General features: G+C 71.0%; 13 protein-coding genes and 1 pseudogene. 8 read left to right on the top strand and 6 right to left on the bottom strand.

The window, feature by feature from the left end; translation table 11 throughout:
- The 4 genes from ABD236_RS09985 to ABD236_RS09970 form a co-directional block, all read left to right on the top strand.
- Positions 1-1531, top strand: a 1531-nt coding sequence (locus ABD236_RS09985) for an acetyl/propionyl/methylcrotonyl-CoA carboxylase subunit alpha (protein ID WP_344072561.1), incomplete at its 5' end; no start/stop codon positions are given.
- 11 nt (positions 1532-1542) lie between these two features.
- Entirely contained in the window at positions 1543-3399 is a 1857-nt protein-coding gene (locus ABD236_RS09980; protein WP_344072558.1) for a 2-oxoacid:acceptor oxidoreductase subunit alpha, read from the top strand.
- The gene (locus ABD236_RS09975) at positions 3392-4459 is read left to right on the top strand and encodes a 2-oxoacid:ferredoxin oxidoreductase subunit beta (RefSeq protein WP_344072556.1); all 1068 of its coding nucleotides are present in this window, start codon (positions 3392-3394) and stop codon (positions 4457-4459) included. Before ABD236_RS09980 ends, ABD236_RS09975 begins: the two co-directional genes overlap by 8 nt.
- A gap of 409 nt (positions 4460-4868) precedes the next feature.
- Complete coding sequence (locus ABD236_RS09970; protein ID WP_344072554.1) at positions 4869-6101, top strand: cytochrome P450 family protein; 1233 nt, start codon at positions 4869-4871, stop codon at positions 6099-6101.
- An 82-nt stretch (positions 6102-6183) separates the two neighbouring features.
- Here ABD236_RS09970 and ABD236_RS09965 read toward each other — a convergent pair whose 3' ends face one another.
- Positions 6184-7029, bottom strand: coding sequence for an SDR family oxidoreductase (locus ABD236_RS09965; protein WP_344072552.1), 846 nt, complete (start codon positions 7027-7029; stop codon positions 6184-6186).
- 28 nt (positions 7030-7057) lie between these two features.
- A complete protein-coding gene (locus ABD236_RS09960; RefSeq protein ID WP_344072549.1) occupies positions 7058-7948 on the bottom strand; it encodes a ScbA/BarX family gamma-butyrolactone biosynthesis protein in 891 nt (296 codons plus the stop codon).
- A gap of 205 nt (positions 7949-8153) precedes the next feature.
- On the opposite strand from ABD236_RS09960, the gene ABD236_RS09955 reads away from it, so the two are divergent.
- On the top strand, positions 8154-8825 hold the full coding sequence (locus ABD236_RS09955; RefSeq protein WP_344072546.1) for a ScbR family autoregulator-binding transcription factor: 672 nt from the start codon (positions 8154-8156) through the stop codon (positions 8823-8825).
- Positions 8826-8856: 31 nt separating this feature from the next.
- Here ABD236_RS09955 and ABD236_RS09950 read toward each other — a convergent pair whose 3' ends face one another.
- The 4 genes from ABD236_RS09950 to leuA form a co-directional block, all read right to left on the bottom strand.
- Entirely contained in the window at positions 8857-9699 is an 843-nt protein-coding gene (locus ABD236_RS09950) for an isoprenyl transferase (protein ID WP_344072544.1), read from the bottom strand.
- A gap of 16 nt (positions 9700-9715) precedes the next feature.
- A complete protein-coding gene (recO, locus tag ABD236_RS09945) occupies positions 9716-10465 on the bottom strand; it encodes a DNA repair protein RecO (protein ID WP_344072542.1) in 750 nt (249 codons plus the stop codon).
- 49 nt (positions 10466-10514) lie between these two features.
- On the bottom strand, positions 10515-11234 hold the full coding sequence (locus tag ABD236_RS09940) for a TerB family tellurite resistance protein (RefSeq protein ID WP_344072540.1): 720 nt from the start codon (positions 11232-11234) through the stop codon (positions 10515-10517).
- Between the two features lie 153 nt (positions 11235-11387).
- Complete coding sequence (gene leuA / locus ABD236_RS09935) at positions 11388-13157, bottom strand: 2-isopropylmalate synthase (protein WP_344072538.1); 1770 nt, start codon at positions 13155-13157, stop codon at positions 11388-11390.
- A 359-nt stretch (positions 13158-13516) separates the two neighbouring features.
- Between leuA and ABD236_RS09930 the strand changes: the two are divergent.
- From ABD236_RS09930 to ABD236_RS09920, 3 genes and pseudogenes are all read left to right on the top strand, one after another.
- Positions 13517-14169: pseudogene (locus ABD236_RS09930) on the top strand (M4 family metallopeptidase); the annotation flags it as partial.
- 31 nt (positions 14170-14200) lie between these two features.
- Positions 14201-14467 (top strand): protealysin inhibitor emfourin, encoded by a 267-nt coding sequence (locus ABD236_RS09925; RefSeq protein WP_344072536.1) that lies wholly within the window; start codon positions 14201-14203, stop codon positions 14465-14467.
- Positions 14468-14495: 28 nt separating this feature from the next.
- Positions 14496-15311 carry a GNAT family N-acetyltransferase gene (locus ABD236_RS09920; protein ID WP_344072534.1) on the top strand — a complete coding sequence of 272 codons (816 nt, stop codon included), beginning with the start codon at positions 14496-14498 and terminating at the stop codon, positions 15309-15311.
- Positions 15312-15481: the final 170 nt, after the last annotated feature.

Genomic DNA, 15481 nt, shown 5'->3' with positions numbered 1-15481 from the left:
CTTCCTCTCCGAGAACGCCGACTTCGCCCAGGCCGTCCTCGACGCCGGCCTCACCTGGATCGGCCCCCCGCCCCAGGCCATCCGCGACCTCGGCGACAAGGTCGCCGCCCGCCACATCGCCCAGCGCGCCGGAGCCCCCCTCGTCGCCGGCACCCCCGACCCCGTCTCCGGCGCCGACGAAGTCGTCGCCTTCGCCGAACAGCACGGCCTGCCCATCGCCATCAAGGCCGCCTTCGGCGGCGGCGGACGCGGCCTCAAAGTCGCCCGCACCCTCGAAGAAGTCCCCGAACTCTACGAATCGGCGGTCCGCGAGGCCGTCGCCGCCTTCGGACGCGGCGAATGCTTCGTCGAGCGCTACCTCGACAAGCCCCGCCACGTCGAGACCCAGTGCCTGGCCGACACCCACGGCAACGTCGTCGTCGTCTCCACCCGCGACTGCTCCCTCCAGCGCCGCCACCAAAAGCTCGTCGAGGAAGCCCCCGCCCCGTTCCTTTCCGAGGCCCAGCTGGCGGAGCTGTACTCCTCCTCCAAGGCCATCCTGAAGGAGGCCGGCTACGTCGGCGCCGGGACCGTGGAGTTCCTCGTCGGCACCGACGGCACCATCTCCTTCCTGGAAGTCAACACCCGCCTCCAGGTCGAACACCCCGTCACCGAGGAAGTCGCCGGCATCGACCTGGTCCGCGAGATGTTCCGCATCGCCGACGGCGAAGAACTCGGCTACACCGACCCCGAGCTGCGCGGCCACTCCTTCGAGTTCCGCATCAACGGCGAGGACCCCGGCCGAGGCTTCCTGCCCGCCCCCGGCACCGTCACCACCTTCGCCCCGCCCACCGGCCCCGGTGTCCGCCTTGACGCGGGCGTGGAGTCCGGCAGCGTGATCGGCCCGGCCTGGGACTCCCTGCTCGCCAAGCTCATCGTCACCGGCGCCACCCGCGCCCAGGCCCTCCAGCGCGCCGCCCGCGCCCTGGAAGAGTTCCAGGTCGAAGGCATGGCCACCGCCATCCCCTTCCACCGCGCCGTGGTCAAGGACCCCGCCTTCGCCCCCGAACTCACCGGCTCCACCGACCCCTTCACCGTCCACACCCGCTGGATCGAAACCGAGTTCGTCAACGCCATCCCGGCGTTCGTCCCGCCTGCGGCCGACGGGGACGAGGACGCGGCCACCGAGCGGGAGTCCGTGGTGGTCGAGGTCGGCGGCAAGCGGCTCGAAGTCTCCCTCCCCTCCTCGCTCGGCATGTCGCTGGCGCGTACCGGCCTGGCCGCCGGGGCCAAGCCCAAGCGCCGGGACAAGAAGAAGACGGGCTCCGCGATCTCGGGTGACGCGCTGGCATCGCCGATGCAGGGCACGATCGTCAAGGTCGCCGTCGAAGAGGGCCAGGAAGTCAAGGAAGGCGACCTCATCGTCGTCCTCGAAGCCATGAAGATGGAACAGCCCCTCAACGCCCACCGCTCCGGCACCGTCAAGGATCTCGCGGCGGCCGTGGGTGCGTCCGTCACGTCCGGCGCCACCATCTGCGAAATCAAGGGTTGAGGAGCCTGTCGATGCTGAAGGAAGTCAAGCGCCTTGATCGGGTGATCATCCGGTTCGCGGGTGATTCGGGTGACGGTATGCAGCTCACGGGTGACCGGTTCACTTCGGAGACCGCCTCGTTCGGCAACGATCTGTCCACCCTGCCGAACTTCCCCGCCGAGATCCGTGCCCCCGCAGGCACCCTGCCCGGCGTCTCCAGCTTCCAGCTCCACTTCGCCGACCACGACATCCTCACCCCCGGCGACGCACCCAACGTCCTCGTCGCCATGAACCCCGCCGCCCTCAAAGCCAACCTGGCCGACGTCCCCCGCGGCGCGGACATCATCGTCAACACCGACGAGTTCACCAAACGGCCCATGGCCAAGGTCGGATACGAGACCTCGCCGCTGCAGGACGGGTCCCTGGAGGCCTACAACGTCCACCCGGTGCCGCTGACCACCCTCACCGTCGAGGCACTCAAGGAGTTCGGGCTCACGCGCAAGGAGGCCGAGCGCAGCAAGAACATGTTCGCGCTGGGGCTGCTGAGCTGGATGTACCACCGGCCCACCGAGGCCACCGAGGCCTTCCTGCGGCAGAAGTTCGCCAAGAAACCCGAGATCGCCGAAGCCAACGTGGCGGCCTTCCGCGCGGGCTGGAACTTCGGCGAGACGACCGAGGACTTCGCCACCTCCTACGAGGTCGCCCCCGCCACCCGCGCCTTCCCCACCGGCACCTACCGCAACATCTCCGGCAACCTGGCCCTCTCCTACGGACTGATCGCCGCCTCCCGCCAGGCCGACCTGCCGCTCTACCTCGGCTCCTACCCGATCACCCCGGCCTCGGACATCCTGCACGAACTGTCCAAACACAAGAACTTCGGCGTGCGCACCTTCCAGGCCGAGGACGAGATCGCCGGAATCGGCGCCGCACTGGGGGCCGCCTTCGGCGGCTCCCTCGCCGTGACGACGACCTCGGGCCCGGGCGTGGCCCTCAAGTCCGAGACCATCGGGCTCGCGGTATCCCTCGAACTGCCGCTGCTCATCGTCGACATCCAGCGCGGCGGCCCCTCCACCGGCCTGCCCACCAAAACCGAACAAGCCGACCTGCTCCAGGCGATGTACGGGCGCAACGGTGAGGCCCCGGTGCCGATCGTGGCGCCGAAGACCCCGGCGGACTGCTTCGACGCCGCCCTGGACGCGGCCCGTATCGCCCTGACCTACCGCACCCCGGTCTTCCTGCTCTCCGACGGCTACCTCGCCAACGGATCCGAGCCCTGGCGCATCCCCGACCTCGACGAACTGCCCGACCTACGCGTCCAGTTCGCCACCGTACCCAACCACACCCTCGCCGACGGCACCGAAGTCTTCTGGCCCTACAAGCGCGACCCACAGACCCTCGCCCGGCCCTGGGCCGTGCCCGGCACCCCCGGCCTTGAACACCGCATCGGCGGCATCGAGAAGCAGGACGGCACCGGCAACATCTCCTACGACCCCGCCAACCACGACCTCATGGTCCGCACCCGCCAGGCGAAAATCGACGGCATCGACGTCCCCGACCTCGAGGTCGACGACCTGGGCGGCGCCGACACGCTCGTCCTCGGCTGGGGTTCGACCTACGGCCCGATCACCGCCGCCGTGCGCCGGCTGCGCGCCGAGGGCGTACCCATCGCGCAGGCCCATCTGCGCCACCTCAACCCCTTCCCGAGGAATCTGGGCGAGGTGCTGGGGCGTTACGGCAAGGTGGTCGTCCCGGAGATGAACCTCGGCCAGCTCGCCATCCTGATCCGGGCGAAGTTCGTGGTCGACGCGCAGTCGTTCACGCAGGTCAACGGTATGCCGTTCAAGGCCGAGCAGCTCGCGCAGGCCCTCAAGGAGGCCATCAATGTCTGAGACGACGACGGCACGGACCCTGCTCTCCCTGGTCCCGAAGGCCGAGGCCGCCCAGTCCATGAAGGACTTCAAGTCGGACCAGGAAGTGCGCTGGTGCCCCGGCTGCGGCGACTACGCCGTCCTCGCCGCCGTCCAGGGCTTCATGCCCGAACTCGGCCTCGCCAAGGAAAACATCGTCTTCGTCTCCGGCATCGGCTGCTCCAGCCGCTTCCCGTACTACATGAACACCTACGGGATGCACTCCATCCACGGCCGCGCCCCCGCCATCGCCACCGGCCTCGCCACCAGCCGACGCGACCTCAGCGTCTGGGTCGTCACCGGCGACGGCGACGCCCTCTCCATCGGCGGCAACCACCTCATCCACGCCCTACGCCGCAACGTCAACCTCAAAATCCTCCTCTTCAACAACCGCATCTACGGCCTCACCAAAGGCCAGTACTCCCCCACCTCAGAAACCGGCAAAATCACCAAATCCACACCGATGGGATCCCTCGACGCGCCCTTCAACCCGGTGTCGCTGGCACTCGGCGCCGAAGCCTCCTTCGTCGCCCGCACCATCGACTCCGACCGCAAACACCTCACCGAAACCCTGCGCCAAGCCGCCGACCACCCCGGCACCGCCCTCATCGAGATCTACCAGAACTGCAACATCTTCAACGACGACGCGTTCGAGATCCTCAAGGACAACGAGCAGGCACAGGAGGCGGTGATCCGCCTCGAACACGGACAGCAGATCCGCTTCGGCGCCGATCTGCACAAGGGCGTCGTCCGCGACCCCGCCACCGGCGACCTCCAAGTCGTCGAGGTGACCCCGCAGAACGAGGCACGCGTCCTCGTCCACGACACGCACGCCGCCTCCCCCACCACCGCCTTCGCCCTCTCCCGCCTCGCCGACCCCGACACCCTGCACCACACACCCATCGGCGTGTTCCGCAGCGCCAGCCGACCGGTGTACGACACGCAGATGGCCGACCAGCTCGACCAGGCCATCGAACAGCGCGGCAAGGGCGACCTCAGCGCCCTGCTCACCGGCAACGACACCTGGACCGTCGCCGGCTAGCCACCTGTTGGAACCCCAGTGGCAAACCGGTTATCCGGTTTGTTAATCTCCTCCCATCCGGTCACATGGGGGGAGGACGGATGAGGGACGCACAGCTGTATCCGGCCAGGACCGGCGGCGGGCCCGAGCTCGCCGCCGCCCGCCGGGCCCTCCCGCAGGCCGTCGACCGTACGGCTGGAGCCGGCCGGTGACGAACGGCTGCCCACCGACGCCGAGCGACTCCTCCCCGGCCGCCGCTGCCGGGGGCCACGCTCGACGGCCGACCGAGCCCCGGGCCGACGGCCTCGGCGGGCGCCTCAGCATCGAGAGCGCGCCAGGGAACGGCACCCGCGTCGACGTACATCTCCCCTTGTGCCCACAGTAGTCGGCACAGCCACACGTCCCCATCCCGTCCTTACGGAGCACCTCCATGCCCCAGCAGCACTGCCCGTTCGCCATCGACGCCGCCGGAACCGACATCCACGGCGAGATCGCCCGTATCCGCGCGCACGGCCCGGTCACCCGCGTCGAGCTGCCCGGCGGCGTGGCCGCCTGGTCGGTCACCAGCGCCGAGGCCGCCAAGAGCCTGATGACCGACCCGCGCGTCTCCAAGGACGCCGAACGCCACTGGCCCGCCTGGATCAACGGCGAGATCCCCCGCACCTGGCCGCTCGCCCTGTGGATATCGGTCCGCAGCATGATCACCGCGTACGGCGAGGAGCACAGCCGGCTGCGCAAGTTGACGTCCAAGGCGTTCACCGCGCGCCAGACGGCGGCCCTGCGCCCGACGATCGAGCGGATCGTCTCGGACCTCCTCGACAAGCTCGCGGACACCCCGGCGGGTCAACCGGTCGATCTGCGCAAGGCGTTCGCGAGCCCGCTGCCCGTCCAGGTGATCTGCGAGCTCTTCGGGGTCCCGGAGAGCGCCCGGGACCGGCTCTGCCGCCTCATCGACATCACCTTCCTCACCGAGGTGACCCCGGAGGAGGCCGAGGCGACCGGCCGTGAACTCTATGTGGCGCTCAACGAGTTCATCGCCTTCAAGCGCGCCAACCCCGGCGACGACATGACCAGCGGTCTGATCGCCACGCGGGACGAGGACGACGGCAGCGGTCTGACCGAGGTCGAGCTGGTGGACACCCTGCTGCTGATGATCTCGGCCGGCTTCGAGACCGTGGTCAACCTCATCGACCAGGCCGCGTACGCGCTGCTCACCCACCCCGAGGAGCTGGCCCGGGCCCGGCGCGGCGAGATCGCCTGGGAGGACGTCGTCGAGGAGACCCTGCGCTGGGAGCCGCCGGCCGCCCATGTGCCGCTGCGCTACGCGGTGGAGGACATCGAGATCGGCGGTGTGGTGATCCCCCGCGGCGAGCCGATCCTGGTCGCGCTCGCGGGGCCGGGCCGCGACCCGGAAGTGCACGGCGAGGACGCCGACCGCTTCGACCCCTCGCGCCCGCTGCGCCGTGAGCACCTGGCCTTCGGGCACGGCGTCCACTACTGCCTGGGGGCTCCGCTGGCCCGTCTGGAGGCGACGGTGGCGCTGTCGGCCCTCTTCACCCGCTTCCCGGACGTGGCCCTGGCGGCCCCGGGCGAACGGCCGGCCCAGCTCCCGTCGTTCATCTCCAACGGCCACCGGGAACTGCCGCTCCTGCTGAACGGCTGAGGCGGCTGAGGCGGCCAGGAACACAGGAGAAGGGCCCTGCCGGTCGCTGCCGGCAGGGCCCTTCCCTGACGTCGTACGGGCCTCAGGCGAAGGCGTCCGCGTGGTCGCGGGCCCACTCGGCGTACGAGCGCGCCGGGTGGCCCGTCAGCTCCTGGACGTCCGGGGACACCCCGGCCTTCGCCCCGGCGCGCTGACGCTCGGCGCTGTGCAGCAGCGCCTCGGCCACCGGCCGCGGATAGCGCGCGAGCAGGGCGGCGCGGGCGCGTTCGGGGCCCAGCTCCTCGAACCGGAGCGGTCTGCCCAGGGCCTCGCCGAGGAGCGCGGTCTGCTCGGCCGCGGTGATCGGCGCGGGGCCGCAGAGCGCGTAGGCGCGGCCCTCGTGGGCGCCCGGTTCGGTGAGCGCCCTGACCGCCGCCTCGGCGATGTCGCGCGGGTCCACGGTCGCGTTGGGCGCGTCCCCGTACAGCGCGCGCACCACGCCCTCCTCGCGCACCGACCGCGCCCAGGACAGGGTGTTGGTCATGAAGGCGCGCGGCCGCAGCAGGGTCCAGGCGAGCCCGGACTCCCGTACGGCCGTCTCGTTCTCGCGCTGGCGGCGGGTGATGAGGTCGTCGGCGGCCGGATCGGTGACGGCCAGCGCGGAGAGCTTGACCAGATGGCGCACCCCGGCCGCGCGGGCGGCCTGGACGAACCGGAGGTCGTCGGGGTCGCCGATGCTCCCGGTCACCAGGAAGGCCGCCCGTACGCCCTTGAGCGCGCGGTCGAGGCTGTCGCGGTCGGCGTACTCACCGGCGGCCACCTCGACGGCCGGTCCGGTGAGCGTCACGCGCTCCGGCCGTCTGGCCAGCACGCGCAGCGGGTGGGTGGCCGCCAGCAGCCGGGCGACCTCGCCCCCCACGGTCCCGGTCGCCCCGGTCACCAGAATCATCGTCGTCCCCTTCCGCCCTGCCGGCCCGTCAGCCGCCGCGCGGGGCCGACAGCGTGGCGAGGAAGACCAGGCTGTCCTCCTGGTGGCCGGTGACCTGCACACTGGTCATGCCGGGGCGCCGGGGCGCCGTGTCGGTGACCTGTATCCAGCAGGTGCTGTCGAACTCCGCGTACCGGTGGAACGCTATGTCACCCGCGACCGGCACAAACGGGGCGGGCCCCAGGGCCGCGCTGGCCGCCTGCCGGGCCGCCTCCAGGAGCAGCATGCCGGGCACGTGGTCGTTGGGGCGCTGGAAGAGCGTGGGGTGCGAGGTGTCCACCCGCAGCCGCCAGACGCGCTCCTGCGGGCACGGCGCCAGCACCACGTCGGCGGCGCGGGTGCGGCCCGCCAGGTCGGCCGGGACGGGCACCGGGAGGTGTCCGCTGACGCCCGGGACCGTCCGGTCGCCGCGCAGCCGCCGGTAGACGCCGGGGCTGAGCACCCGGGCCTGGCCGGAGCCGGTGGCCACCAGCCGGCCGAGCCGGCGCAGCACCCAGCGGACCTTGAGCCGCGACAGCTTGCCGCCGCGCCGTTCGAGGCGGAAGAACTCCAGCTCCACGTCGATGAGCGCCGGCTGGCCGCCGACGTCCCACTGGCCCTCGTTGCCGGTGTATTCGAGGTCGGTCAGCATGAAGTGCCAGTCGAGCGGCACCCCGTAGCCCGCGTGCACTATCAGCATCGCGGACTGCCGCATCGTCTCTACGACGAGCATCGGGTCGTGCAGATCCCCCGCGACGGGTGCGAAGAACGCGTGGTCGTGCGGCCAGTGCGCGGTGACCGAGAAGGTGTCCTCGCCGCGCCGGCGCCAGCCGCGCGGAAAGGCGTCGGCAGGCCTGGCCCGGTGGACCAGTTCCGGTGAGACGGGGTGTGATTGCGTCATGTTGGTGGGCCCGGCACCGGTTATGGGTATGGCGCTGGTCAATACTGCTGGTGTTTTGGACATGGCTCCCCCCGAGGCATGTACGAAGAACATAGTCCTGCGTCCCACTGTTAAGATACAAACCAGACGGTTTTTTTCAATAGCGGGGCTGGGGCGGTCCCGGAGTTCACGGCGTCGACATCGCGGCGCAACACAAGGAGGCAGCGTGGCGAAGCAGGACCGTGCGATCCGCACCAGGAGGGCGATCCTGGAGGCGGCGGCCATCGTCTTCGAGAAGCAGGGGTTCCAGGCCGCCACGATCACGGACATCCTGAAGACGGCCGGAGTCACCAAGGGCGCGCTCTACTTCCACTTCCAGTCGAAGGAGGCGCTCGCGCACGGGGTTCTGAACGAGCAGGGCTCCGGCCCCTCGCTGCCGCCGCAGCCCGTGAAGCTCCAGGAGCTGATCGACTCCGGCTCGGTGCTCGCCCACCGGCTGCGCACCGACCACCTGGTGCGCGCCAGCATCCGGCTGACCCTCGACCAGCAGGCCACCGGGCTCGACCGCAGCGGCCCGTTCCGGCACTGGAGCGAGGTGAACGTCAAGGTGCTGACCCTGGCGCAGGCGCGCGGCGAGCTGATGCCCAACGTGGTCATCTCCGACACGGCCGAGCTGTACGTGGGCGCCTTCGCGGGGCTGCAGATGATGTCCCAGACGCTCAGCGACTACCAGGACCTCTCCCACCGCCACCTGGTCCTGCAGCGCCATGTGATGTCCAGCATCGCGGTGCCCTCGGTGCTCGCGGCGCTGGACTTCTCCGAGGACCGCGGCGAGCGGCTCGCCGCCGAGATGGAGCTCTCGGCGGCCGACGCCGAGTGCGAGGCGGCTGCGGTCTGACCGGCCCGGCCGCCCCGCCCCGGCGCGCGGGTCACTCGGCCGCCGCGGCACCGTCCTGCCGCGGGATGTCGAGGTTGGGCAGCGCCCCGCCGAAGCGGCGGTCGCGCTGCGCGTACTCCAGACAGGCGCGCCACAGGTCCCGGCGGTCGAAGTCCGGCCACAGCACGTCCTGGAAGACCATCTCGGCGTAAGCGCTCTGCCAGAGAAGGTAGTTGGAGGTCCGCTGCTCGCCGCTGGGCCGCAGGAACAGGTCCACGTCCGGCATGTCCGGGTAGTACAGGTACTTGGCGAAGGTCTTCTCGCTCACCTTCGACGGGTCGAGCCGGCCCGCCTTCACGTCTTCCGCGAGGGCCTGCGCCGCGTCGGCGATCTCCGCCCGGCCGCCGTAGTTCATGCAGAAGTACAGCGTGAGCCGGTCGTTGTCCTTGGTCTGCTCCTGGGCGACCTGGAGCTCCTTGGCCACCGAGCGCCACAGCTTGGGCATACGGCCCACCCACCGCACCCGGATGCCCAGTGCGTCGAGCTGGTCGCGGGTCTTGCGGATGAAGTCGCGGTTGAAGTTCATCAGGAAGCGCACCTCGTCGGGCGAGCGCTTCCAGTTCTCGGTGGAGAAGGCGTACAGCGAGATGGAGCCGACGCCCATCTCGATCGCGCCCTGGAGCACGTCGAGGACGCGCTCGGCACCGACCTTGTGGCCCTCGGTGCGCGGCAGCCCGCGCTCCTTCGCCCAGCGCCCGTTGCCGTCCATGACGACCGCCACGTGCTTGGGGACCAGCTCACCGGGGATCTTCGGCGGGCGCGCCCCCGAGGGGTGCGGCTCGGGGGTCGTGTACTCGCGCCGGGACCGGCCGCCCAGGATTCCGCGTCGTGCCATGTGGGGTTCTTCTCCCTCAGTTCTTCTCTACGTACCGCAGTGAGCGCAGGCCGCGCTCCAGATGCCAGTGCAGATAGGCCGAGACGAGGCCGCTGCCCTCGCGTACGTGCCGGGGCTCGCTCCCGTCGGCCGTCGCCCAGTCCCCCGTCAGGAGCGCGCTCAGCAGCGAGACCGCCTCCGCAGAGGGTACGACGCTGCCCGGCACCCGGCAGTCGGCGCAGACCACACCGCCGCTCGCGATCGAGAAGAACCGGTTGGGGCCGTGGATGCCGCAGCGGGCGCAGTCCTCGAAGCTGGGCGCGTAGCCGTTGACGGCGAGCGAGCGCAGCAGGAAGGCGTCGAGGACGAGGTTGGGGGCGTGCTCGCCGCGCGCGAGGGTGCGCAGCGCGCCCACCAGCAGCAGATACTGCTGCACGGCGGGCTCGCCCTCGTGGTCGGTGAACCGTTCCGCCGTCTCCAGCATCGCGGTGCCGGCGGTGTAGCGGGCGTAGTCCGTGACGATCGCGCCACCGTACGGAGCGATCGTCTCACTCTGGGTGCACAGCGGCAGACCGCGCCCGACCAGCTCGCTGCCGCGCGCGAAGAACTGCACGTCGACGTGGGAGAACGGCTCCAGGCGGGCGCCGAACTTGGACTTGGTGCGGCGCACCCCGCGGGCGACGGCGCGCACGCGGCCATGGCCGCGGGTCAGAAGCGTGATGATCCGGTCGGCCTCACCGAGCTTCTGGGTGCGCAGCACGATGCCGTCGTCCCGGAACAGACTCATGGGCCCATTGTTTCACCGCCGGGGGCGGGCTCCGCCAGGACGGGGTCGCTCAGGACGGCGTCCGGGCCGCCGCCAGCAGCCGGGACACGTCGTCCGCGCACAGCTGGAGCGCGCCGCCCACCGTGATGAGGACCTCGCGCTCGGCCGGGCGGTACGGGCCGTCGGCCAGCGCGATACGGGCGCCTTGGAGCAGGATCGACTCGCGGCCGGCCGGGGCGAGGTGCGGGGCCAGCGGCTCCAGGGACTCGTGCAGCTCGATGGCGAGGGCCGCGCCGCACGGGTCGGCCTCGGTGTCGGTGAGGAACCGCCCGGTGTCGGCCGCCAGCGCCTCGATCAGGGTGACCAGCTGCTCCTCGGTGCAGTCGTCGTACCCGGCGGCGCGCACGGTCGCGGCCGCGGTCGAGGTGACCGTACGGGAGGAGGTGCCGCCCGCGGCGAGGACGGCGAGGGCGACGGTGTGCACGGCGTCGCGCAGCATCGCCGAGAAGCGGGTGGTGGTGGGGTGGTCCAGGACGTCCGTCCCGAAGTGGGTCTCGCAGGCCGCGCACTCCACCACGGGCCCCGCGGCGCCGCGCGAGAGCAGCGGGACGCCGAACACCGCCAGGCGCCGACGGCCGGTGCGGCGGCGGAAGTTGCGGTCGCCCCCGCACTCCGGGCAGAAGAACTCCCCGTCGCCCACGGTGGTCCAGGAAGTCCGGACCGTCCAGATCCGTTCGAGAATGCCCGCGGCGCGGGGGTTCGTACCGTTGTAGCCCCGGCCTAGCACCACCGCGCACCTCCGTAACGGACCGGCAACATTGCCGCGTTGACGTGATGTTAGCCACATCGATGATGTGACGTCAGCACCTCGTCAGGAGGAGTGGCGCAAAGACGGCGCTCCACCGGCCGCGGCGGGCCGGTGGAGCGTGCTCGGAAGCCGGGGCTACTGGCGGGCCGAGCGGTTGACGGCGGAGATGACCGCCTTCAGCGAGGCGCGCGTGGTGTTGGCGTCGATGCCGATCCCCCACAGGACCTGCCCGTCGATGGCGCACTCGATGTACGAGGCGGCCTGCGCGGACGCGCCCTCGCTCATGGTGTGCTCCTGGTAGTCCAGCAGCCGGGCGTCCACGCCGATCGCGGCCAGCGCCTCGAAGAAGGCCGAGATCGGACCGTTTCCGGTGCCGGTCAGGACCGTGTCCACGCCGTCCACGACCGCCTCGACGGTCAGCGTGTCCCGGCCGTCCGTGTCGGTCGTGGTCTGGCCGGAACGCAGCTGGACACGGCCCCACTGGTTGGCCGGATTCGGCAGGTACTCGTCCTGGAAGACCGACCAGATCTGGCCGGGAGTGACCTCGCCGCCCTCGGCGTCGGTCTTCGCCTGGATGATCCGGGAGAACTCGATCTGCATCCGGCGCGGCAGGTCCAGCTTGTGGTCGTTCTTCAGGACGTACGCGATACCGCCCTTGCCCGACTGCGAGTTGACCCGGATGACGGCCTCGTAGGAGCGGCCGACGTCCTTGGGGTCGATCGGCAGGTACGGGACGGCCCACTCGATGTCGTCGACGGTGACACCCTTGGCGGCCGCGTCGGCCTCCATCGCGTCGAAGCCCTTCTTGATGGCGTCCTGGTGGGAGCCGGAGAAGGCGGTGTAGACCAGGTCGCCCGCGTAGGGGTGGCGCGGGTGGACCTCCATCTGGTTGCAGTACTCGCTGGTGCGGCGGATCTCGTCGATCTGCGAGAAGTCGATCTGCGGGTCGACGCCCTGGCTGAACAGGTTCATGCCCAGGGTGACCAGGTCGACGTTGCCGGTGCGCTCGCCCTGTCCGAACAGACAGCCCTCGACGCGGTCGGCCCCGGCCATGATCGCCAGCTCGGCGGCGGCCACCGCCGTACCGCGGTCGTTGTGCGGGTGCACGGACAGGCAGACGAACTCGCGGCGGGTCAGACGGCGGCTCATCCACTCGAACCGGTCCGCGTGCGTGGACGGCGTCGAACGCTCCACCGTGGCGGGCAGGTTGAGGATGATCTCGCGGCCCTCCTCGGGCTGCCAGACGTCGCAGACCGCCTCGCAGACCTCCAGGGCGAAGTCCAGCTCGGTGTCGGTGAAGATCTCCGGGCTGTACTGGTAGCCGAAGGTCGTCTCCGGGCCCAGGATCTTCTCCGCGTACTCCATCACCAGCCGGGTGCCGTCCACCGCGATCTGCTTGATGTCGTCCTTGGAGCCGCGGAAGACGACCCGGCGGAAGGTCGGGGCGGTGGCGTTGTACAGGTGCACGGTGGCCCGGTGGGCGCCGCGCAGGGACTCCACGGTCCGCTCGATCAGGTCCTCGCGGGCCTGGGTCAGGACGGAGATCGTCACGTCCTCGGGGATCGCGCCCTCTTCGATGATCGAGCGTACGAAGTTGAAGTCGGTGTCGCCCGACGACGGGAAGCCGACCTCGATCTCCTTGTAGCCCATGCGCACCAGCAGGTCGAACATCTCGCGCTTGCGGGCCGGGCTCATCGGGTCGATCAGCGCCTGGTTGCCGTCGCGCAGATCGGTGGACAGCCAGCGCGGCGCCTTGGTGATCCGCTGCTCGGGCCAGGTGCGGTCGGGGATGTCCACGGCCTCGTACCGGCCGTACTTGTGGATCGGCATCCCGGAGGTCTTCTGGGTGTGGGTCGCGTTGGTGACGGGCGTCGGGCGACCGACAGACACGGAGTTCTCAGACATTGCGTAGGGCTCCTCGGGTCCTTCTCATAGGACGGCCGACTGAGTCGAAGCAGCACCAGATCCCGCGGGGAGGGGGTCGGCCTACGACTTACAGGCCCTCGCCGCGGCAGCTAAGGAGAAGCAGCCCGAAACGCATGATGTGCCGCAGCCTAGCCGAGGGGCGCCGAAAGCGCCGGTCCCGTTTCAGTATGCGGGACGTCGGCGAAGGAACCAGGGACCAAAGTCCCGGACCCGCTCGGCGCTTATGCGCCGAAATGGCTGGGAACCAATCATGGTGGCGAGTAGTGACAGCCCCATGACCGAGTGCCACATTGTCGCGACATGAACGCGCACACACCCGTCTTCTGCACCATCGTGCCTCCGTCGAGGGACAGCCGCACCGCACCGTCCACGACTGCCGCCACGGCACCGCGCTGCCCGGCCGCAAGGTACGCGGCAGGGGCGACAAGCCGGTGAAGGACGCCACCGTCAACCGCGCGTACGCCAGCACACGGCGAACCTGACGTACTTCGGGCAGCCGGGCGCGCTCAACGAGTCGATGTCGGACGTCTTCGGCTCGCTGATCAAGCAGTACGCCCTCGACCAGGACGCCCACCAGGCCGACTGGCTGATCGGCCAGGGCCTGCTCGCCCCGGGGGTGACCGGCGCGGCGCTGCGCTCCATGAAGGCGCCCGGCACGGCGTACGACGACGACGTGCTCGGCAAGGACCCGCAGCCCGCGACGATGGACCACTACCTCACCACCGGCCGCGACAACGGCGGCGTCCACCTCAACTCGGGCATCCCCAACCACGCCTTCTACCTGGTCGCCGAGGCGCTCGGCGGCAAGGCCTGGGAGCGGGCCGGGCAGATCTGGTACGACGTGCTGACCGGCGGCGAGCTCGGCAAGCAGGCCCTGTTCGCGGACTTCGCCCGGCTCACCGTCGCCGCGGCGCACACCCGCTTCGGCGACGGCGAGGAGCACCAGGCGGTCCGCAAAGCCTGGTCGCAGGTCGGTGTGGAGAGCGGCTGACGCGGGGCCGGTGCGCTGCTAGACAGGAGGCATGCGCATCCAGGTGACCCGCACAGGAGGATTCGCCGGCATCGAGCGCCGGGCCGAGGTCGACACCTCGGGCCGGCCCGACGCGGCGGAGTGGCAGGCCCTGGCCGAGGCGGCGCTCGCCGACGGCCGGACCGAGCCGTCGCCGGGCGTTCCGGACGGCTTCCACTACGAGATCACGGTCGACGGCCGCACGGTCCACTGCGCCGACCCGCGGCTGTCCGCCGCGCAGCGGGCGCTGGTGTCGCGGGTGCTGAAAGAAGGTGCGTAGCGGGGCCGTCGTTGCTTTGATGCCAGGCATGACGACAGACACCCCGCCCACCGCCCACCTCCAGCTCCTCGAGCGCTACTACGACTCGGTACCGCGCTCCTCGGCCCGGGCGGAGGACTTCGGTCCGCTGACGCTGTTCGTACGGGAGGGTGTCGGCTGGCCGTTCTACGGGCGGCCCACGCCCGGCCACCCGGGCCCGGTGTCAGCGGCGGACGTCGACAAGGTGCGGGCGCGCCAGCGGGAGTTGGGGCTGCCGGAGGCGTTCGAGTGGGTGGACGAGGTGACGCCCGGGCTGCGGGCGGCCGTGGAGGCGTCGGGCCTCGCGGTGCACGCCCATCCGCTGATGGTGCTGGCCCCGGACGCGCCCGCGCCCGCGGCGCACCCGCTGGTCCGCGTCCTGGGCGCGGACGACCCGCTCCTGCACGCCGCGCTCGTCGTCCCGCACCTGGCGTTCGCGGCGCCCGGTACGGCGGTGGGGGCGGCCGGGCCGGCCGAGCTGACGGCGGAGATCGCCGCGCGGGCCGGTGACGGGCGCGCCGCGCAGGTCGCGGAGCGCATCGCGGCGGGCCTCACCGTAGTGGCGGCGGCCGTCGAGGACGGCCTGCCCCTCTCCTGCGGCATGCACCAGCCGGTGGGCCCGGTGACGGAGGTCGTCGGCGTCGGCACGGTGCCGGCGGCGCGGCGGCGGGGTCTGGGCGAGGCGGTCACGGGGGCGCTGGTGCGTGACGCGCGTGCCCGCGGGGCGTCGACGGTGTTCCTGTCGGCGGGGGACGAGGATGTGGCGCGGATGTATGGGCGGCTGGGGTTTGTACGGGTGGGCACGGCGCTGATCGCCGAGGGGTGAGTGTTCCCCCACCCCGCGTAGGGCTTCGCCCCTGCACCCGCTTTTCGTCTGCGGACAGGGGGTGGCTGGTCGCGCAGTTCCCCGCGCCCCTTAGGTAGTCGGCCGCACCCGGAGAACCCAGCTCAGCCCCCTGGCTTTTAGGGGCGCGGGGAACTGCGCGAGCAACCCAC

The sequence above is a fragment of the Streptomyces crystallinus genome (genome assembly GCF_039521265.1).
GTDB lineage: Bacteria > Actinomycetota > Actinomycetes > Streptomycetales > Streptomycetaceae > Streptomyces > Streptomyces crystallinus.
The sequence above is the reverse complement of the archived record's forward strand: the minus strand, read 5'-3'. Positions and strand labels throughout refer to the sequence as shown.

Coding starts and splice junctions, on each gene's coding strand:
- ABD236_RS09920 (WP_344072534.1), top strand. CDS start 14,496: ATGACGACAGACACCCCGCCCACCGCCCACCTCCAGCTCCTCGAGCGC.
- ABD236_RS09980 (WP_344072558.1), top strand. CDS start 1,543: ATGCTGAAGGAAGTCAAGCGCCTTGATCGGGTGATCATCCGGTTCGCG.
- ABD236_RS09960 (WP_344072549.1), bottom strand. CDS start 7,948: ATGACGCAATCACACCCCGTCTCACCGGAACTGGTCCACCGGGCCAGG.
- ABD236_RS09950 (WP_344072544.1), bottom strand. CDS start 9,699: ATGGCACGACGCGGAATCCTGGGCGGCCGGTCCCGGCGCGAGTACACG.
- ABD236_RS09970 (WP_344072554.1), top strand. CDS start 4,869: ATGCCCCAGCAGCACTGCCCGTTCGCCATCGACGCCGCCGGAACCGAC.
- recO (WP_344072542.1), bottom strand. CDS start 10,465: ATGAGTCTGTTCCGGGACGACGGCATCGTGCTGCGCACCCAGAAGCTC.
- ABD236_RS09965 (WP_344072552.1), bottom strand. CDS start 7,029: ATGATTCTGGTGACCGGGGCGACCGGGACCGTGGGGGGCGAGGTCGCC.
- ABD236_RS09975 (WP_344072556.1), top strand. CDS start 3,392: ATGTCTGAGACGACGACGGCACGGACCCTGCTCTCCCTGGTCCCGAAG.
- ABD236_RS09925 (WP_344072536.1), top strand. CDS start 14,201: ATGCGCATCCAGGTGACCCGCACAGGAGGATTCGCCGGCATCGAGCGC.
- leuA (WP_344072538.1), bottom strand. CDS start 13,157: ATGTCTGAGAACTCCGTGTCTGTCGGTCGCCCGACGCCCGTCACCAAC.